At 66.4% G+C, this 15,443-nt stretch carries 17 protein-coding genes; 8 read left to right on the top strand and 9 right to left on the bottom strand.

The genetic code is table 11. The annotated features are described in order from the left end of the window. Positions 1–91: 91 nt before the first annotated feature. Both J2R78_RS34010 and J2R78_RS34005 read right to left on the bottom strand, forming a co-directional pair. Entirely contained in the window at positions 92–493 is a 402-nt protein-coding gene (locus J2R78_RS34010; protein WP_253608348.1) for a RidA family protein, read from the bottom strand. A 249-nt stretch (positions 494–742) separates the two neighbouring features. After that, on the bottom strand, positions 743–1,609 hold the full coding sequence (locus tag J2R78_RS34005) for a cell envelope integrity EipB family protein (RefSeq protein ID WP_253608347.1): 867 nt from the start codon (positions 1,607–1,609) through the stop codon (positions 743–745). A gap of 264 nt (positions 1,610–1,873) precedes the next feature. Between J2R78_RS34005 and J2R78_RS34000 the strand changes: the two genes are divergently transcribed. From J2R78_RS34000 to J2R78_RS33985, 4 genes are all read left to right on the top strand, one after another. Then, positions 1,874–2,341 carry a RidA family protein gene (locus J2R78_RS34000; protein ID WP_016845428.1) on the top strand — a complete coding sequence of 156 codons (468 nt, stop codon included), beginning with the start codon at positions 1,874–1,876 and terminating at the stop codon, positions 2,339–2,341. A 3-nt stretch (positions 2,342–2,344) separates the two neighbouring features. Next, positions 2,345–3,097: a glycerophosphodiester phosphodiesterase gene (locus tag J2R78_RS33995; RefSeq protein WP_253608346.1), complete on the top strand. Its 753-nt coding sequence runs from the start codon at positions 2,345–2,347 to the stop codon at positions 3,095–3,097. Positions 3,098–3,262: 165 nt separating this feature from the next. Continuing rightward, positions 3,263–4,513, top strand: a complete 1,251-nt coding sequence (locus tag J2R78_RS33990) for a GNAT family N-acetyltransferase (RefSeq protein ID WP_253608345.1) — start codon at positions 3,263–3,265, stop codon at positions 4,511–4,513. 53 nt (positions 4,514–4,566) lie between these two features. Beyond that, a complete protein-coding gene (locus tag J2R78_RS33985) occupies positions 4,567–4,992 on the top strand; it encodes an HIT family protein (RefSeq protein ID WP_168857445.1) in 426 nt (141 codons plus the stop codon). Positions 4,993–5,092: 100 nt separating this feature from the next. On the opposite strand, the gene tsaA is transcribed toward J2R78_RS33985, so the two are convergent. The 5 genes from tsaA to J2R78_RS33960 all read right to left on the bottom strand — a co-directional run bounded on the left by tsaA (position 5,093) and on the right by J2R78_RS33960 (position 9,005). Then, complete coding sequence (gene tsaA / locus J2R78_RS33980; protein WP_253608344.1) at positions 5,093–5,584, bottom strand: tRNA (N6-threonylcarbamoyladenosine(37)-N6)-methyltransferase TrmO; 492 nt, start codon at positions 5,582–5,584, stop codon at positions 5,093–5,095. Positions 5,585–5,587: 3 nt separating this feature from the next. Beyond that, positions 5,588–6,568, bottom strand: coding sequence for a tripartite tricarboxylate transporter substrate binding protein (locus J2R78_RS33975; RefSeq protein ID WP_253608343.1), 981 nt, complete (start codon positions 6,566–6,568; stop codon positions 5,588–5,590). Positions 6,569–6,629: 61 nt separating this feature from the next. After that, positions 6,630–6,974 (bottom strand): AzlD domain-containing protein, encoded by a 345-nt coding sequence (locus tag J2R78_RS33970; protein ID WP_092078229.1) that lies wholly within the window; start codon positions 6,972–6,974, stop codon positions 6,630–6,632. Beyond that, positions 6,971–7,723, bottom strand: coding sequence for an AzlC family ABC transporter permease (locus J2R78_RS33965; protein ID WP_253608342.1), 753 nt, complete (start codon positions 7,721–7,723; stop codon positions 6,971–6,973). Before J2R78_RS33965 ends, J2R78_RS33970 begins: the two co-directional genes overlap by 4 nt. 193 nt (positions 7,724–7,916) lie before the next feature. After that, complete coding sequence (locus tag J2R78_RS33960; protein WP_253608341.1) at positions 7,917–9,005, bottom strand: lytic transglycosylase domain-containing protein; 1,089 nt, start codon at positions 9,003–9,005, stop codon at positions 7,917–7,919. Between the two features lie 92 nt (positions 9,006–9,097). Between J2R78_RS33960 and J2R78_RS33955 the strand changes: the two genes are divergently transcribed. After that, positions 9,098–10,033 carry a glycine/sarcosine/betaine reductase selenoprotein B family protein gene (locus J2R78_RS33955; RefSeq protein ID WP_253608340.1) on the top strand — a complete coding sequence of 312 codons (936 nt, stop codon included), beginning with the start codon at positions 9,098–9,100 and terminating at the stop codon, positions 10,031–10,033. 32 nt (positions 10,034–10,065) lie between these two features. Here the strand turns inward: J2R78_RS33955 and J2R78_RS33950 are convergent, their stop codons facing one another. Together J2R78_RS33950 and J2R78_RS33945 are read right to left on the bottom strand one after the other, a co-directional pair. Next, on the bottom strand, positions 10,066–11,118 hold the full coding sequence (locus J2R78_RS33950) for a phenylacetaldoxime dehydratase family protein (protein WP_253608339.1): 1,053 nt from the start codon (positions 11,116–11,118) through the stop codon (positions 10,066–10,068). Between the two features lie 87 nt (positions 11,119–11,205). Continuing rightward, positions 11,206–12,216, bottom strand: a complete 1,011-nt coding sequence (locus J2R78_RS33945) for a carbon-nitrogen hydrolase family protein (RefSeq protein ID WP_253608338.1) — start codon at positions 12,214–12,216, stop codon at positions 11,206–11,208. A 207-nt stretch (positions 12,217–12,423) separates the two neighbouring features. Here J2R78_RS33945 and J2R78_RS33940 point away from each other — a divergent pair, with 207 nt between their 5' ends. The 3 genes from J2R78_RS33940 to J2R78_RS33930 all read left to right on the top strand — a co-directional run bounded on the left by J2R78_RS33940 (position 12,424) and on the right by J2R78_RS33930 (position 15,441). After that, positions 12,424–13,380: a helix-turn-helix domain-containing protein gene (locus J2R78_RS33940; RefSeq protein WP_253608337.1), complete on the top strand. Its 957-nt coding sequence runs from the start codon at positions 12,424–12,426 to the stop codon at positions 13,378–13,380. Positions 13,381–13,541: 161 nt separating this feature from the next. Further along, positions 13,542–13,895 (top strand): PilZ domain-containing protein, encoded by a 354-nt coding sequence (locus tag J2R78_RS33935; RefSeq protein WP_229160680.1) that lies wholly within the window; start codon positions 13,542–13,544, stop codon positions 13,893–13,895. Between the two features lie 124 nt (positions 13,896–14,019). Continuing rightward, the gene (locus J2R78_RS33930) at positions 14,020–15,441 is read left to right on the top strand and encodes an MFS transporter (protein WP_253608336.1); all 1,422 of its coding nucleotides are present in this window, start codon (positions 14,020–14,022) and stop codon (positions 15,439–15,441) included. Positions 15,442–15,443: the final 2 nt, after the last annotated feature.

The following is a 15,443-nucleotide window of genomic DNA, read 5'->3' as shown; positions in this document are numbered from 1 at the left end:
GCCGGGCTTGACCCGGCCATCCATCAACGAGGACTCTTTGAAAAGCGATGGATGCGCGGGTCGAGCCCGCGCATGACGACTGCGCAGCCCTTCAATCCGTGACCGCAACCGCCTCGATCTCGATCAGCCATTCCGGCGCCGCGAGCGCGGTGACGCCGACCAGCGTAGAGGCCGGCGGCTGCATGCCCTCAAAGAACGCCGAACGTGCCTTGCCGATGATGGGACGGAGCTCCGGCTTGTAGCCGACGACGAAGGTCGTGATCTTGACGATATTGGAATAGCTGGCCCCGGCGGCCTTCAGCGCCATGCCGAGGTTCTGCATCACCTGCGTCGTCTGCGCGGCAAGATCGCCAGCGCCGACCACGCGGCCCTCCTCGTCGACCGACACCTGTCCCGAAATGTAGATCGTGCGCGCGCCGGAGGCGACGACGACGTGGGAGTAAGCCGGATTGTGATGCAGGCCGCTGGGGCGAAGATGGTCGAGCTTGCTCATGATGTGCCTCCCTGACACGCGTGTTTAGGGAAGCGTACTCGTGTCGGACGGCTACGGCCAGTGCGGTCTCGCGGGGGGCGCTTGCTCCGCTGTCGTCCCGGCGAAAGCCGGGACCCATAACCACCGAAGGTGATTGTTGTGCGACGCTGGGGCCACAGCCCCCTTCAACAACTCACCCCTGTGGTGATGGGTCCCGGGTCGCGCTTCGCTTGCCCGGGACGCCGCTGAGTGGGTGGCGATAGCCAGCCCTCACTTGCAGGGCTTGGAATCCCTGACGTCGAATTTGTCCAGCGCGCCCGAGATCACGAAATCGTTGTAGTCCAGTACCAGCGCGCGGGAGACGCCGTTCTCGTACAGCTCGAACGACATCGCGTAGACCGGCGTCTGCTCGCCGTCCTTCGCGCGCGCGTCGCTGTCGTAATAGCTCACCGTCACCGGCCAGCGCGTCATGGTCTTCATCGCATTGCTCGCCGTCGACGGATCGGGCGATGACGGCGCGCGGTCGCCTGCGATCGGCCGGCCGATCACGGTCAGCGTGTTGTAGATCTTCTCGCCGTTGTCGGAGCCGTCATAGACGGTCTGCTCGAGCACCGACTTGCCGTCGCGGGCGGCAGCGATGATGTGCTGGATCTGCTCGGTCGGGAACACGATCTTGCCGTCGATATTGAACGTCTTCTTCACCGGCTGGGTCAGCTTCACGGTGATATGATCGCCGACCCGCTCGGCGATGCCGTCGACCGGCGACGATTCGCTGTCGTTCATCCGCGTGTCGATCTTGAAGCGGTAGCTTTTGCCCGACGCGTCCTCCCAGGACGTGGAGCGAAGATCGGACAGCGTCACCTTGCCCTCGCCGCTGTCGAGCTCGGACACCTGGCGGAATTCGGAGGTATAGCCTTCGCAGGAGTTGCCGGAGAAATTGTAGAGGATGCGCCCGCGCGCATCGCTGACCGAGTTGGAGCCGCGCGACTTCACCAGGCTGAGGTCGTAGAGCGCCTGATGCGCGAGAAACGGCCCGCTTGCCGCAGCGACTGCGGACCCCTGAACCAGGCCGGATCCTGCGGCAACGGCGATCGCAAACACCAGGGCACGCGACGGAGTCCGGAACGGCAGGGTCATATGGTTTCCTCAAGGAGGCAGGGATTCGCCACAATAGTGACGGTGGTATTGCGCCGCAACTGGGGCAAGTCTGACAAAATGGCAATGTACGCAGCGAAAATGCCGTCATTTTCGGCAGCTTTCCGTGCGATTCGGCACCTCATGGCCGCGTTGTCCTCACCTTACCGTCGCTTGCAACCGGCGGCACGATGCGCGAAACAATCGAAACAAACTTGGCCCTGACCGCGTTTCAGGCTTCGTGCAATCCAATTGGGGGACCAAAAGATGGCGGGTACCGTCGAACAAAAACTGGCGTCACAGGGCATCACACTTCCGGAGCCGACCTCCCCGGTCGCAAACTATGTCCCCTTCGTCCGCAGCGGAAACCTGCTGTTCGTGTCGGGCCAGGTCTGCTTCAACGCCGAGGGCAAGCTGATCGCCAAGGGCAAGCTCGGCGCCGGCGTCACGCTCGAACAGGGCGCCGCTGCCGCGCGCGGCTGCGCAATCAACCTGCTGGCCCAGATCAAGGCCGCGCTCGGCGACCTCGATAAGGTCGTGCGCGTGGTGCGGCTCGGCGGCTTCATCAATTCGGCGCCCGACTTCTTCGACGGGCCGAAGGTACTGAACGGCGCTTCCGACCTGATGGTCGAAGCATTCGGCGACAAGGGCCGCCATGCCCGCACCACCGTCGGCGTCGCCTCGCTGCCCGCGGACGCCGCGGTCGAAGTCGAAGGCGTGTTCGAAGTCGCCTGATCGATGCGCGCTCCTGATTGGCTGACGAAACGGCCGGTCGCCCATCGCGGCCTGCATGATGCCGCGCGCGGTATCATCGAGAACATGCCGGCCGCGGCCACCGCCGCGGTCGCCGGCAACTTCGCCATCGAGTGCGATATCCAGCTCACCGCCGACGGCGAGGCCATGGTGCACCACGACGATGCGCTCGGCCGCCTCACCGAGGAGGCGGGCCTGCTGGCAACCAGGACCGCGGCCGAGCTGAAGGCCGTCAAGTTCAAGGACACCGCCGAGCAGATGATGACGCTCGGCGATCTCTGCGCGCTGGTCGCCGGCCGCGTGCCGCTGGTGGTCGAGGTGAAGAGCCATTTCGACGGCGACCGCAAGCTGGTGCGGCGGATGGCCGAGGTGCTGGCGTCGTATTCCGGCCCGGTGGTCGGCATGTCGTTCGATCCCGACCAGGTGCTGGCGCTGCGCGAGATCATGCCGAACCTGCCGCGCGGCATCACCGCCCAGCGCACCTATGACGACGGCCATTGGGACAAGCTGACGCCGGCGCAACGCGACAGCATGCTGTACCTGCGGCACGGCTTTACGACCGAGCCGCATTTCGTCGCCTATTGGGTCAACCAGCTGCCGGCGCCGGAGCCGTGGATCGCCCGCAACTTGTTCGGCTGTCCGCTGCTGGCCTGGACCGTGCGGACGGTGGAACAGCGCGAGCGCGCGGCGCGCTACGCCGACCAGATGATTTTCGAGGGGTTTGTGCCGGGAACCTGACATGTCCGAGACATGCCCTTGCAGTCTTGAACTCGTCGCTGCGACGCACGATGTTGGCGAGGGTTGGTCGTCATCGGCGATGGCGCAATGCGGGGCATGATCCGGAAGTGGAGCCAGCTGTTCCGGAAAGATCACGCTCAAACGAGGCACCGGTCTTCATTCTCGATGGCGTCTTCTGAAATCACCCTAGAGGCTGTAGCCGACATCGGCGGCATTCCGGCCGCCGAATGGGACGCCTGCGCCAATCCCAAGGCGGATGCGGACAGCATCCATCACCTCGACACGCTGGCCTCGCCCGGTTCCGCAAAGGATTGCCAGACCACCGCAAGTTCGAGCTATAACCCATTCGTTTCCCACGCCTTTTTTGCCGCCGCCGAAGCCTCCAAGTCGGCCTGCCCGCGGACCGGCTGGGGCCCGCGGCATCTGATCGCGAAGCTCGATGGCCGGATCGTCGGCGTCGTGCCCTGCTATCTGAAATCGCACTCGCAGGGCGAATACGTGTTCGATCGCGGCTGGGCCGAGGCCTACCACCGCGCCGGCGGCAGCTATTACCCGAAGCTTCAGGTGTCGGTCCCCTTCACGCCCGCGACCGGGCCGCGGCTGTTGATCCGCGACGGCGTCGACCGCGAGGTGATCGGCTCGGCGCTGGCGCGGGGCCTGCGGGCGCTCTGCAACGCCACCGAGGCGTCCTCCGTGCATGTGACGTTCGCCCGCGAGGACGAGGCCAGGTTCCTCGGCGCCCACGGTTTCCTGCAGCGGACCGACCAGCAGTTCCACTGGCACAATCAGGGCTACAAGACCTTCGACGACTTTCTCAGTTCGCTGAACTCCCGCCATCGCAAGGGCATCAAGCGCGAGCGCCGCGAGGCGGTCGCCGCCGGGATCACCATCCACTGGCTGACCGGCTCGGACATCACCGAGGACGCCTGGGATGCGTTCTTCGAGTTCTACATGGAGACCGGCTCGCGCAAATGGGGCCGGCCGTATCTGACCCGAGAATTCTTCTCGCTGATCGGCGAGACGATGAGCCGGGACGTGCTGCTGGTGATGGCCAAGCGCAACGGCCGCTGGATCGCCGGTGCGATCAACTTCATCGGCTCCGACGCGCTGTTCGGCCGCAACTGGGGCGCGATCGAGCACCACCCGTTCCTGCATTTCGAGGTCTGCTACTACCAGGCGATCGATTTCGCGGTTCAGCGCGGCCTCAAGGTGGTCGAGGCCGGCGCGCAGGGCGAGCACAAGCTGGCGCGCGGCTACCTGCCGCAGACCACCTATTCGGCGCATTTCATCGCCGACCCCGGACTGCGCCGGGCGATCGCCGATTACCTCAAGCGCGAGCGCGACTATGTCGCCGAGGTCGGCCGTGAGCTCGCCGAGGCCGGCCCGTTCCGCAAGACGGTCGACGACGACGCTTGACGTCTCCGCCGCCACCTAGGCAATAAAAGCAGCATCATCGAGGAGCCGCCACCATGCCCGCCGCCTACGACAGCAACAACATCTTCGCAAAGATCCTGCGCGGCGAGCTGCCCTGCTACAAGGTCTATGAAGACGAGCACGTGTTCGCCTTCCTCGACATCATGCCGCGCTCGCCGGGGCATACGCTCGTCATTCCGAAGGCCCCTGCCCGTAACATCCTCGACATCAAGCCCGACGACTACGCCCATGTCGCGCGCGCCTCGCACAAGATCGCCGCCGCCGCGATGAAGGCGTTCGAAGCCGACGGCATCACGGTGCAGCAATTCAACGAGCCCGCCGGTGGCCAGGTCGTATTCCATCTGCACATGCACGTCATGCCACGCAAGGACGGTGTCGCACTGCTGCCGCCTGCGAGCCACAAGGAAGATGGCAAGGTGCTGGAGGCGAGCGCGGCAAAGCTGAGCGCAGCGTTGAAGTAATCCCACCGCTGTCATTCCGGGGCGTGCGGAGCGCGAACCCGGAATCTCGAGATTCCGGGTTCGATGCTTCGCATCGCCCCGGAATGACGGTTGAGAGATTCTACTCCGTATCGAAGTCCCCGGCCTGCGGCGGGGCGAGCGGGGTGAACTCGCAACGGTCGGGCTTGACGTCGATCAGCGGCGTCTCGTCGAGGCAGTCGAGGCCGCGCACCAAAATGACGTTGCCCTCGACGCCGACCAGCTTGACGACCGAGGTGCCGATCGGATTGGGGCGCACCGGCGAGCGCAGCGAGAAAGTGCCGCGGGTGTTGCCGTTGTTCTTCGGGCTTTGCAGCACGATGTCGCGGCGCGACTGATGCAGCCAGTACAGCACCTCGAGATTTGAATAGAAATCGACGCCCTTGATCGCGGCGACCCAGGGCTCGAAAATCTCGAGCCGGCACACCGGGCCGTCATGCCGCCCCTGCCGCGGCGTCGCCAGCCGCGAGGTCCAGGGCGTGCGGATGCGGCCGATGAAGACGAGCCCGGCATCGCGCGCCGTCGGCATGTCGACGGCCACCTCGCCCTGGCGCAGTTCCATTTCACGTACCATGTGTCAATCCAGCGATATGTTCAGCGCCTTGACCACGCCCGCCCATCGCGCGCGATCGGTATTCACAAACTTGTCGATCTCGGCCTGGCTCTTCGCGCGCAGCGGCGGGAAACCGATCTTGAGCAGCGAAGCGCGGAACGCTTCGTCGTTCAAGGCCCGGTCGAGGCTCGCCTTGATCTTGTCGGCGATGTCGTCAGGCACCCTCGACGGCGCTGCGATACCATACCAGACGCTGACCGCATAATCGGGATAGCCGCTCTCGGCGATCGTCGGCAGATCGGGCAAATCGGGGATGCGCTCCGTCGAGCTGACGCCGAGCGGCCGCAGCAGGCCCGATTTGACCGGCGGCAGCGCGGTGCCGAGCGTGTCGAACATCAGCTGGATGTTGCCGGACAGCAGATCGGTCAGCGCGGGTCCTGCGCCCTTGTACGGCACGTGGGTCATCTCGACGCCGGCCATCTGCTTGAACATCTCGCCGGCGAGATGAACCGTGCCGCCGGTGCCCGCCGATCCGAAATTGAGTTTTCCGGGATTCTTCTTCGCGTAAGCGACGAACTCCGCGATCGTCCTCGCCGGCACCGACGGGTGCACCTCCATGATCATCGGCGCGTCCGTGATGACGGACAGCAGGTGAAAATCCCTGGCCGGATCGTAGGGCAGCTTCTTGTAGAGCATCGGATTGAGCACGAAGATCGAGGCGGCCGTCACGAACAGCGTGTAGCCGTCGGGATCGGAGCGCGCCACGGCCTCGGCGCCGATCGCGCCCTGCGCACCGGCCTTGTTCTCGACCACGACCACCTGCTTGAGATCGCGCCCGAGATATTCGCCGACGATGCGGCCGAGCACGTCGGTCGGCCCGCCCGCGGCATACGGCACCACGAGCTTGATCGGCCGCGTTGGATAATCCGCGGCACGCGCCGGCAGCGTCGCCGCCAGCAACGCCGTCAGAGCAACAATGATTAGCGATGATGCGCGCCGCTGCATGCCGTTTCCCCGTTGTCTTGTTCTTGGGGAGCGAGAGTAGCGGATAATGCGGACGCCGCAATCAGCCGAGCCAGTATTTGCCCGCGATCATGACGACTTCGCCTGCGATCACGCCGGCGAAGATCGATTTCCTCGCCAGCATGAACACGACAAAGCCGGCGGCGACGGCGCCGTAGCGCAGCCAGTCCGGCACGCTGGCGAGCGCGCCCGGCGGCTGCACCACGATCTGCGCGATGATACCGGCGAGGATCGCGGTGGCGACCGCCCTCACCCAGACCAAGAGCTCGGAGTTCTCGTCGATGCCGCCGCCGAACCACAGGCCGAGCATGCGCCAGATCTGGTTGGGGATGACGCCCGCGACGAACAGGATCGCGAGCGCGTGCCAGTCGCCGATGAAGGTACTCATGCGCGCGCCCCGACGATGCCCGCCCTCGCCCGGTGCACGGCATAGGCAATGGTGCCCGCGACGACCCCGCTGACCAGGATATCAACGCCGCTGTTCAGCATCGCCGCCAGCGGAAACAGCAATAGGCCGAGCGCCAGCGCGATGACGTCGGCGAGCTCGCGGCAGTTGCGCGCCGTGGAGAACAGGAAGGCGAGCGGCGTCAGCATCAGCATGCCGGCGGCCAGGAGCGGCGTGAGATTGGCCGCGAGCATGTACCCGATCGTGTTGGCGATCAGGCAGACGGTGACCAGCCCGCAGCCGAGCCCGTGGATGAAGGCGATCCGCCGGTTGCGCGGCACCTGCGGCAGGAAGCGGAAGCATTCGACCCACAGCGTGACGGCGGTGAGATGCGCCACCAGGATCAGATGCCGCCGCTTGGTCTGTTCGGTCCGCATCATCGGCAACACCGAGACCACCATCGGGAACAGGCGGATCGCGCTGACGGTGACCGCGATCGCCGATTGCAGCACGGTGGCGCCGGAGCCGAGTGTCGTGATCACGATGATCTGCGCAGGGCCAGCCCAGACGAACGCCGTGCTCGCCAGCGTCCAGCCCAGCGAGAAGCCGGAATCATGCGCCAGCGCGCCGATGCCGAGATAGGTCGCAAACAGCACCAGGGTCAGCACGGTCGCGCCGATCGACCGCGCGCCCCATAGGAAGGCGCGGAACGAGGTGTGCCATTGCGGAGAATCGAGCGGAGGAAGCGCCACGGGGAACCGGATGGTTTTGCAATCGCGGCGGCTTAGGGCGCTGACAACGCAGGGTCAAGCAAGAGACGGCACAGGGCGGGTATGCGCCTTGGTAGCCCGGATGAAGCGCCAGCGAAATCCGGGGCCGCTCTTGCAACCGGCGAGAGCTGTCCCGGATTGCGCTTCGCTTCATCCGGGCTACCGATCCACGCAATCACGCCCTGTTCTTCAGCACGAAGCACGCCCCGCCCGCCTTGCGGATGCGGTTGCACAGGCCGTCGGCCTCGGGGCGCGTGTCGGCGCCGATGCGCACCTGGTAGAAGGTCGCGCTGCCGCGGGTGCGAAGCCGTGAGCTCAGCAAACTCGGATCCTGATCGCCGATCACGTTGGCAAGGCGCTTGATGGCGCGGGCATACATCGCGAGCGCCTTGTCGCGGCTGAAGCCGGCGGCAAGCTGCACGCCCCAGACCTTGGCGGCCGACAGCGTGATGTGCTGCTCGAGCCCAGCGACGAACGGATTCGGCGCGCGCTTGAGCAGCGCCATCAGCTCGCGGCAGCTCGTGGTCGGCGCGCGCTGCGGCATCTTGCCGTTGCGCCCGGCAGCGGCCCAGTCGTCGACGCTGGAGCCGGTGATCGCGGAGACGTAATTGCGCGTCTCCTGCGGCATGTAGCCGGAGCCGGCGAGCCAATCCTGGATCCGGCGCGGGCCGGCATTGTAGGCCGCGGCCGCGAGGCCCAGATTGCCGAACTGGTTGCGCAGCTCACTGAGGAATTCGGCCGACTTCGGCAGCGCCTGCACCGGATTGAATGGATCGAGCAGCCCGCGCTCGTTCGCGGTGCCCGGCATGAATTGCGCGATGCCCTGCGCGCGCTGGCCGTTGCGGGTCATCGGACCAACCGCATCGGCCTGGAAGCGGCTCTCCTGCCAGATCACGCGCGCGAAGAATTCGAGCGGCAGATCGTTGGCCCGCGCCGCCGACTCGATCATCAGGCACATCGCCTCGCGGGTGTCGCTCTCGCGCGCATCGTCCGCGGGTTTGTCGGTCGCCGCCGCGGGCGTATCCGCCGGGGGCGCGGCAGGTTTCTCGGCCGATGGTGCGGCCTGCTCTCCCAGCGGTGGCGCAGGCGGCTCCGCCGGCGCGGCCGCGGGCTGCTCAGCGGGCTTGTCCGGGGGCGGCGCTGCCGGCTGCTCGGCGCCAGGCGGCGGCGCCGGGGCCGCGGCCGGAGCGTCCTCCGCGCCGACCCGGGCCGGCGGCACCAGCAGCACAAGCATGACCAATGCGGCGCAACGACCGGTTCGCATGGCAATTCTGTTCCCGTGCGGGCGCGGCTTGACACCGCAAGCTCGTGGTCTAGCTATGGACTGAAATGATGGCGCGCAAAAGGGAGCGCAAAATGGCCGCAGCATCCGACGATCAACTCGGCTTTGCCCCCGATGACGACGCCCCGATCGGCTATATGAAGCGAACCCGCGATTATTACGCGGCGATCGGCTACACCACCCCCTACCGCTGGGCGCATTACACCTCCGCCCCGTTCCAGCCCCTGAAGAAGCCGCTGAACCAGTCCCGGGTCGCCATCATCACGACCGCGGCGCCGTTCGATCCGGCACGGGGCGACCAGGGTCCCGGCGCGAAATACAACGGCGGGGCCAAGTTCTATGCGGTCTATGACGGCGACACGTCAAAGCAGCACGATCTGCGGATTTCGCACATCGCCTATGACCGCACCCACACCACGGCGACCGACAACGGCACCTGGTTCCCGCTGGCACAGCTGAAGCGCCTCGCCGCGGCCGGCACGATCGGCGACGTCGCGCCGCGCTTCTTCGGCGCCCCGACCAACCGCAGCCACCGCGTCACCATCGAGACCGACGCGCCCGAAATCCTCAAGCGTTGCCGTGACGACAAGGTCGACGCCGCGGTGCTGGTGCCGAACTGCCCGGTCTGCCACCAGACCGTCAGCCTGGTGGCGCGGCATCTCGAGGCCAACGGGATTTCCACGGTCGTGATGGGCTGCGCCAAGGATATCGTCGAGCATGCCGCGGTGCCGCGCTTCCTGTTCTCCGATTTCCCGCTCGGCAATTCCGCAGGCAAGCCGCAGGACGTCGCCTCGCAGGCGTTCACGCTGGAGCTGGCGCTGCGCGTGCTTGAGCAGGCGCCCGGTCCGCAGACCACCGTGCAGTCACCGCTGCGCTGGAGCGAGGATGCTTCCTGGAAGCGCGACTACAGCAACGCCGATGCGCTCAGCGCCGAGGAGCTGGCCCACCTGCGCCGCGAGTTCGACGCGCAGAAGGAAGTCGCCAAGGGCCTGCGCGAGCGCGTTGCGTAAGGTTCGGCGCTAGATACGAGCACTTTGCCAACTCAAGGTGTCGTCGCTCGGGCGACCTGTACGGCGGTGAGCATGCCGGTCCGTTCATGGCAGCCGAGATACTCGAAGAACTGCTCGTCGGCGCCTGCCACCGTGACCTCGTGATACAGCCTGAGCTTGGCGTTCGGCCCCAAGGTCGAGAGATACTTCATCGCCGCGCCAAAAATCCTGACATGGGTCGGGTGCGATTCCGCCCACCGCTCCAGCGCCGCGAGGCTCTTCCACCAGCTCTGGCCGTAGGATTTTTCGGTTGGCCTGCCCTCCGCATCGACAACGCGCATGTAGCGGTTGGCATAGCAGCCGATCGGCACGCCGTCGTCGCGCAGGAAATCCATGCCCTCACGCAACACCGGCTCGACATCGTCGAGATACATCTTGCGCTCCGATGCCTCGGTGTCGCTCCAGTCCTGTCCGGAGCGGATCAGGCAGAGATTGTCATGCGCGACCACACGGATGCGTGCGCCGTCGCGGATCACGCGCGGCTCGCCGCCCGGCGTCATCGCGTCGGTCTGCGACAGCGGGATACGGTCGCGCATACCGCCCCAATAGGCGTGCTCCTGCACCTCGCCGCTCATGCCGTCGGCAAGCACCGCGACGCCCTCCGGACGGCCGAGCGACGAGAACAGCGTCTCGTAGCGCGCAACATGCGGCCGCAGCACCTCGATGAAGCGGCCGACGCCCTCAGTGGCGCCGCCGCCGGTCCAGGCCTCGCGCGCGCCGTCGAACCAGGCGTCGAAGCGCCCGGCATCGTCCCAATAGGCGACCGAGACGACGTTGGTGAAGCCGGCCTGGTCGACATATTGCGCGCGGTCCCAATGCGTCGGGCCGTTCTCGCCGGCAAAGCGTTTTGCGATCGATGCCAGCGCCTCGTTCGCCGCCGCGCTCCGCTCACCGCGATATTGCACGCCGAAATAGGCCATGATCACGCGCGTGATCGCGGGCTTGTGGCGCGCAACGAAGGACGGATAAGGCGGCGCGTAATCGTCGGGCACACGCCGATGACGCGACCGGGCTGTCTGCAGATGAGAAGGAATGGCGGATTCCATGGCAGTCGCCTCCGGTTGGATGTCGCCCAAGGCATGATCCGGAAAAGTGCGAAGCGGTTTTCCGAAAAGATCATGCCCGTAGTCTGTTCAGCTCGCGGCCGCGTCGATCTCCTCAAGGCTGTCGAGCGGCAGCGCGAAATGCTCGACGCGCTTCGAAGGCTTCTTGTTCAGCAGCAGACGCGTGACATCGGGGCGCGAATAGTGCCCGGCCGGATCGGCGGCGTTCTTGGCGATCCCGATCGCGCCGAGATCGATATCGGCGAGCAGCAGGCCCTCCTGCTCGGGCGGCAGCTTCTCGGCGATCGCGCTGCCGTCCGGCCCGTAGATCGCGGCGTGTCCGCCGCCGACATGCAGCAGCGCGTGCTTGTCGTCGCGGTCGCACATCTCGTCGACCATCGCCTGCGAGACCGTGGCGCAGGGCGCCAGCACGAAGCATGAGCCCTCGACCGCATAGACCCGCGAGGCCGCGTTGTTGACCTCCCAGCCGAGCGCCGGCGCGAACGGATCGTACAGCGAGAAGCTCGGCCAGGCCGCGACATGGACCTGCTCGTTCTGGGCGTACATCGCGTATTTCGACAGCGGCTGCAGATGCTCCCAGCAGCACAGCGCGCCGAGCCGGCCGATGCCGGGACGGTCATGCACGGCAAGGTCGCTGCCGTCGCCCTCGCCATAGACGGTGCGCTCGGCATGGGTCGGCCGCAGCTTGCGCCGCTTCGCAATGGTCTCGCCGTCGGGCCCGATCAGCCATTGCGCGAGATAGAGGCTGCCGCCGTCGCGCTCGGACAGGCCGAGCACCGCGGTCATGCCGGCCTTCTTGACCGCGAGCCGAAGCTTCTCGGCCTGCGGGCTGTCGTAGCTCAGCGAGTTGTCGAAATAGCGCTGCACGAAACCGCGCCCGATCGCCCAGGCCGGCGAGTCCAGCCAGATGTACCAGGGATAGCCGGGGATGAACGCCTCGGGGAACGCGATCAGCTTCGCCCCTTTGGCGGCGGCCTCCTCGATCAGCGCGATGGACTTGGCGATGGAGGCGTCGAGGTCGAGCCAGGCTGGTGCGGCCTGCACCACCGCAACGCGGTATTTCGGATGTTCGATGCCCATGATGTCCTCCTCGCGGCCGACGCTTCCGGCCGGTTCGTGCTTGATCGGCCATGGCGGCCTCTGACATCATGCTGCCCCGGGACCGGGCACGCCGTTCGACCAGGACGGAAGGAAAATTCGACTGCGGAGGAGATTCCCCGGCCGTCCCCGGTATGAAGCTTGCTTTGTTTGCGTGGCCAGCGTTTGCACTCGTGAAGGGAGGAAATCATGCCGGCCCTGTTCACCACGGAAGACGCGCCCACCCATCGGCGCCTTGCGCTCTGGCAGGACATCGTCTGCGACGTGTTCGTGCAGCTCGACTGCAAGTCCGACCTCGGCACCGCCTTCCACGGCGCCATCACCAGCGCGCAGCTGGGCGCGGTGAAATGCTCGGTCGTCTCGTCGAGCCGGCAACGGGTGCTGCGTACCCCGTCGCGGATCGCTCGCGCCAGTGAGGATTTTGTTCTGTTCGCCCTCGGCCGGAGTGGCGCGGGCGCCGTGCTGCAGGACGGCCGCGAGACCGTGATCCAACCGGGCGAGTTCGCGTTCTACGACACCACCCGGCCCTATGAATTGCGCTTCAACGCCGACTTCACGCAAACCATCTTCCAGGTGCCGCGCGCCATGCTGCACCGGCGCTTCGCCGGCACCCAGGGCTTAACTGCGACCACGTTCACATCGGATCGTCCCGTGCAGCGGCTCGCCTGGCAGTTCATCGCGGGGCTCTCCGAGATCGCCGACAAGCTCGATCCTGACAACGCGATCCGCCTCGCCGACCAGGCCGCCGACCTGCTCGCGATGGCGATGAGCGAGCGGCTCGGCGGCGCCGCGCTGCCCGCCTCGACCCACCGCTCCGCGCTGCTCTACCGCCTGAAGGCGCATGTGCTCGCGCATCTGCCGAACGCCGAGCTCAACCTCACCGAGACCGCCGCAGCGCTCGGCATCTCGCCGCGCTACGTCAACAGCCTGCTGGCCGACGAGGACACCTCGTTCCAGCGCTTCGTGCTGGCGCAGCGGCTGGAGCGCTGCAAGCGCGACCTCGCCTCGCCGGCGCACGCGCATCGCCACATCGGCGAGATCGCATTCGCCTGGGGCTTTAACGATCTTTCGCATTTCGGCCGCGTGTTCCGCGACCATTACGGCCTGTCGCCGCGCGATTGGCGGCAAAGCCGGCTGCCGAACTAAAGCTTTTGAGGGAAGCCATAGGTCTCTTGCGGCGCAAAATAGCCGGGAATCCACGCCCTCACGGATGCAAATATTTACACTAACTGCAACGGGTTCCCCGGCGCCCTTCTTTTCGCTGGGGCGGACCGGTACAGTCGTGCCGTTCATTTGGAGGATTTCCCATGCAGGACCGGCGCCAGAACGTACGCGAGAAGGTGTTCTATGGTGCGGTTGCGGAGATCAATGGACGCGGCTCGACGATGGATTGCGTCGTCCGCAATATCAGCGAAGGCGGTGCCTGCGTTGAATTTAGCGATGCCGCGCACTTGCCCGAAGAGATGAATCTCAGCGTCGCACGCAAGGGCCGCTCGTTCCTGGCCCGCCTGATCTGGCGCCAGGCTAACAAGGTCGGCCTCGCCTTCCGGATCATGACCTCCGACACGCCGGTCAGCGATCTCGACGAGCGGGTCCGCCGCAGCGAGATCAAGAAGCGGCAGCTTCAGCGGCGCATCAATGAATTGCTCGGCCAGGGCTGAGCCGCCTCGGCTCGGAGCCCTCGTTCCAGTCGCGGCCGGCATCCGGCATTCGGGGTTGCAAAGGCCGGGCTAATCCAGCATGCGGTAACCCCCGCAACGCCGGAACCGAGAGCCACTCCACGACATGTCGTCCGCGATCATTGAGCATCCCGACGGGCTGCCGCAGCCGCAGCGCAATTGGGCCATTCTCACGATCGCGCTCGGCCTCGTGATGGCCGTCGTCGACGGCTCGATCGCCAACGTTGCGTTGCCGACCATTGCCCGGGATCTGAACGCTAGCCCCGCGTTCTCGATCTGGATCGTCAACGGCTATCAATTGGCGATCACGATCTCGCTGCTGCCGCTGGCCTCTCTCGGCGAAATCATCGGCTACCGCCGCGTCTATCTGGCGGGGCTGTTGCTGTTCACGCTGGCCTCGCTGTTCTGCGCGCTGTCGCACACCCTGCCGCTGCTGACGGTCGCCCGCATCCTGCAGGGGTTTGGCGCTGCAGGCATCCTCAGCGTCAACACCGCGCTGGTCCGCTTCATCTATCCGCATTCGCTGCTCGGCCGCGGCATCGGCGTCAACGCGCTGGTGGTCGCGATCTCGGCCGCGGTCGGCCCGACCATCGCCTCGTTCATCCTGGCGGTCGGGACCTGGCCGTATCTGTTCGCCATCAATGTCCCGCTCGGTATCGTCACGCTGGCGCTGGGCTGGCGCTTCCTGCCGCACACCAGGCCGGCGGTTCACGCCTTCGACTGGCAGAGCGCCGCGCTGAGCGCCATCGCGTTCGGGTTCGGCATCAGCGCGATCGACAGCGCCGGCCATGGCGGGTCGCTGTATCTCTGCGCATTGGAGTTCGCTGTCGCCGCGGTCGCCTCGCATTTGCTGTACCGGCGGCAGCAGCATCTGCCCTCGCCACTGCTGCCCGTCGACCTGCTGCGGATTCCGATCTTCGCACTCTCGATCGGCACCTCGATCGCCTCGTTCTGCGGCCAGATGCTGGCCTTTGTCGCGATGCCGTTCTATCTGGAAAACCATTTCGGATATTCGGCGGTTCAGATCGGCCTGTTGATCACGCCGTGGCCGATCGCGGTCGCGTTCGCGGCCCCGCTCGCGGGCTGGCTGGTGGAACGCTATCCGGCCGGCCTGCTCGGCGGCATCGGCCTGCTGCTGTTCGCGACGGGATTGGGCACGCTGGCCTTGATGCCGGCCAACGCGACGCCGATCGACGTGATCTGGCGCATGGCGCTCGCCGGCGCCGGCTTCGGCCTGTTCCAGACCCCGAATAACCGCACCATGATCGCCGCCGCTCCGCGCGAGCGCTCGGGCGGCGCCAGCGGCATGTTAGGGACCGCGCGCCTGCTCGGACAGACCATCGGCGCCGCTCTGGTGGCGCTGCTGCTGGCGCGCTATCCGGCTGACGGCACCCGGATCTCGCTGATGGTCGGCGTCGGCTTTGCCGTCGTGGGAGCTGCGCTCAGCACGCTCCGGCTGTCCTCCGCCGGCAGCCGCGGCGCCGACCGGGTGCGGGTCCAGGAGGGTCAGCGGCTGAAGGGCGAGTGAAG

Source organism: Bradyrhizobium sp. USDA 4538 (assembly GCF_024171045.1).
GTDB classification, from domain to species: domain Bacteria; phylum Pseudomonadota; class Alphaproteobacteria; order Rhizobiales; family Xanthobacteraceae; genus Bradyrhizobium; species Bradyrhizobium australafricanum.
This window is presented reverse-complemented; position numbering and strand designations above follow the sequence as displayed.

Bases quoted from the DNA above. Each gene is read 5' to 3' on its own strand.
- J2R78_RS34010 (WP_253608348.1), bottom strand. From the start codon at position 493: ATGAGCAAGCTCGACCATCTTCGCCCCAGCGGCCTGCATCACAATCCG.
- J2R78_RS34005 (WP_253608347.1), bottom strand. From the start codon at position 1,609: ATGACCCTGCCGTTCCGGACTCCGTCGCGTGCCCTGGTGTTTGCGATC.
- J2R78_RS34000 (WP_016845428.1), top strand. From the start codon at position 1,874: ATGGCGGGTACCGTCGAACAAAAACTGGCGTCACAGGGCATCACACTT.
- J2R78_RS33995 (WP_253608346.1), top strand. From the start codon at position 2,345: ATGCGCGCTCCTGATTGGCTGACGAAACGGCCGGTCGCCCATCGCGGC.
- J2R78_RS33990 (WP_253608345.1), top strand. From the start codon at position 3,263: ATGGCGTCTTCTGAAATCACCCTAGAGGCTGTAGCCGACATCGGCGGC.
- J2R78_RS33985 (WP_168857445.1), top strand. From the start codon at position 4,567: ATGCCCGCCGCCTACGACAGCAACAACATCTTCGCAAAGATCCTGCGC.
- tsaA (WP_253608344.1), bottom strand. From the start codon at position 5,584: ATGGTACGTGAAATGGAACTGCGCCAGGGCGAGGTGGCCGTCGACATG.
- J2R78_RS33975 (WP_253608343.1), bottom strand. From the start codon at position 6,568: ATGCAGCGGCGCGCATCATCGCTAATCATTGTTGCTCTGACGGCGTTG.
- J2R78_RS33970 (WP_092078229.1), bottom strand. From the start codon at position 6,974: ATGAGTACCTTCATCGGCGACTGGCACGCGCTCGCGATCCTGTTCGTC.
- J2R78_RS33960 (WP_253608341.1), bottom strand. From the start codon at position 9,005: ATGCGAACCGGTCGTTGCGCCGCATTGGTCATGCTTGTGCTGCTGGTG.
- J2R78_RS33955 (WP_253608340.1), top strand. From the start codon at position 9,098: ATGGCCGCAGCATCCGACGATCAACTCGGCTTTGCCCCCGATGACGAC.
- J2R78_RS33950 (WP_253608339.1), bottom strand. From the start codon at position 11,118: ATGGAATCCGCCATTCCTTCTCATCTGCAGACAGCCCGGTCGCGTCAT.
- J2R78_RS33945 (WP_253608338.1), bottom strand. From the start codon at position 12,216: ATGGGCATCGAACATCCGAAATACCGCGTTGCGGTGGTGCAGGCCGCA.
- J2R78_RS33940 (WP_253608337.1), top strand. From the start codon at position 12,424: ATGCCGGCCCTGTTCACCACGGAAGACGCGCCCACCCATCGGCGCCTT.
- J2R78_RS33935 (WP_229160680.1), top strand. From the start codon at position 13,542: ATGCAGGACCGGCGCCAGAACGTACGCGAGAAGGTGTTCTATGGTGCG.
- J2R78_RS33930 (WP_253608336.1), top strand. From the start codon at position 14,020: ATGTCGTCCGCGATCATTGAGCATCCCGACGGGCTGCCGCAGCCGCAG.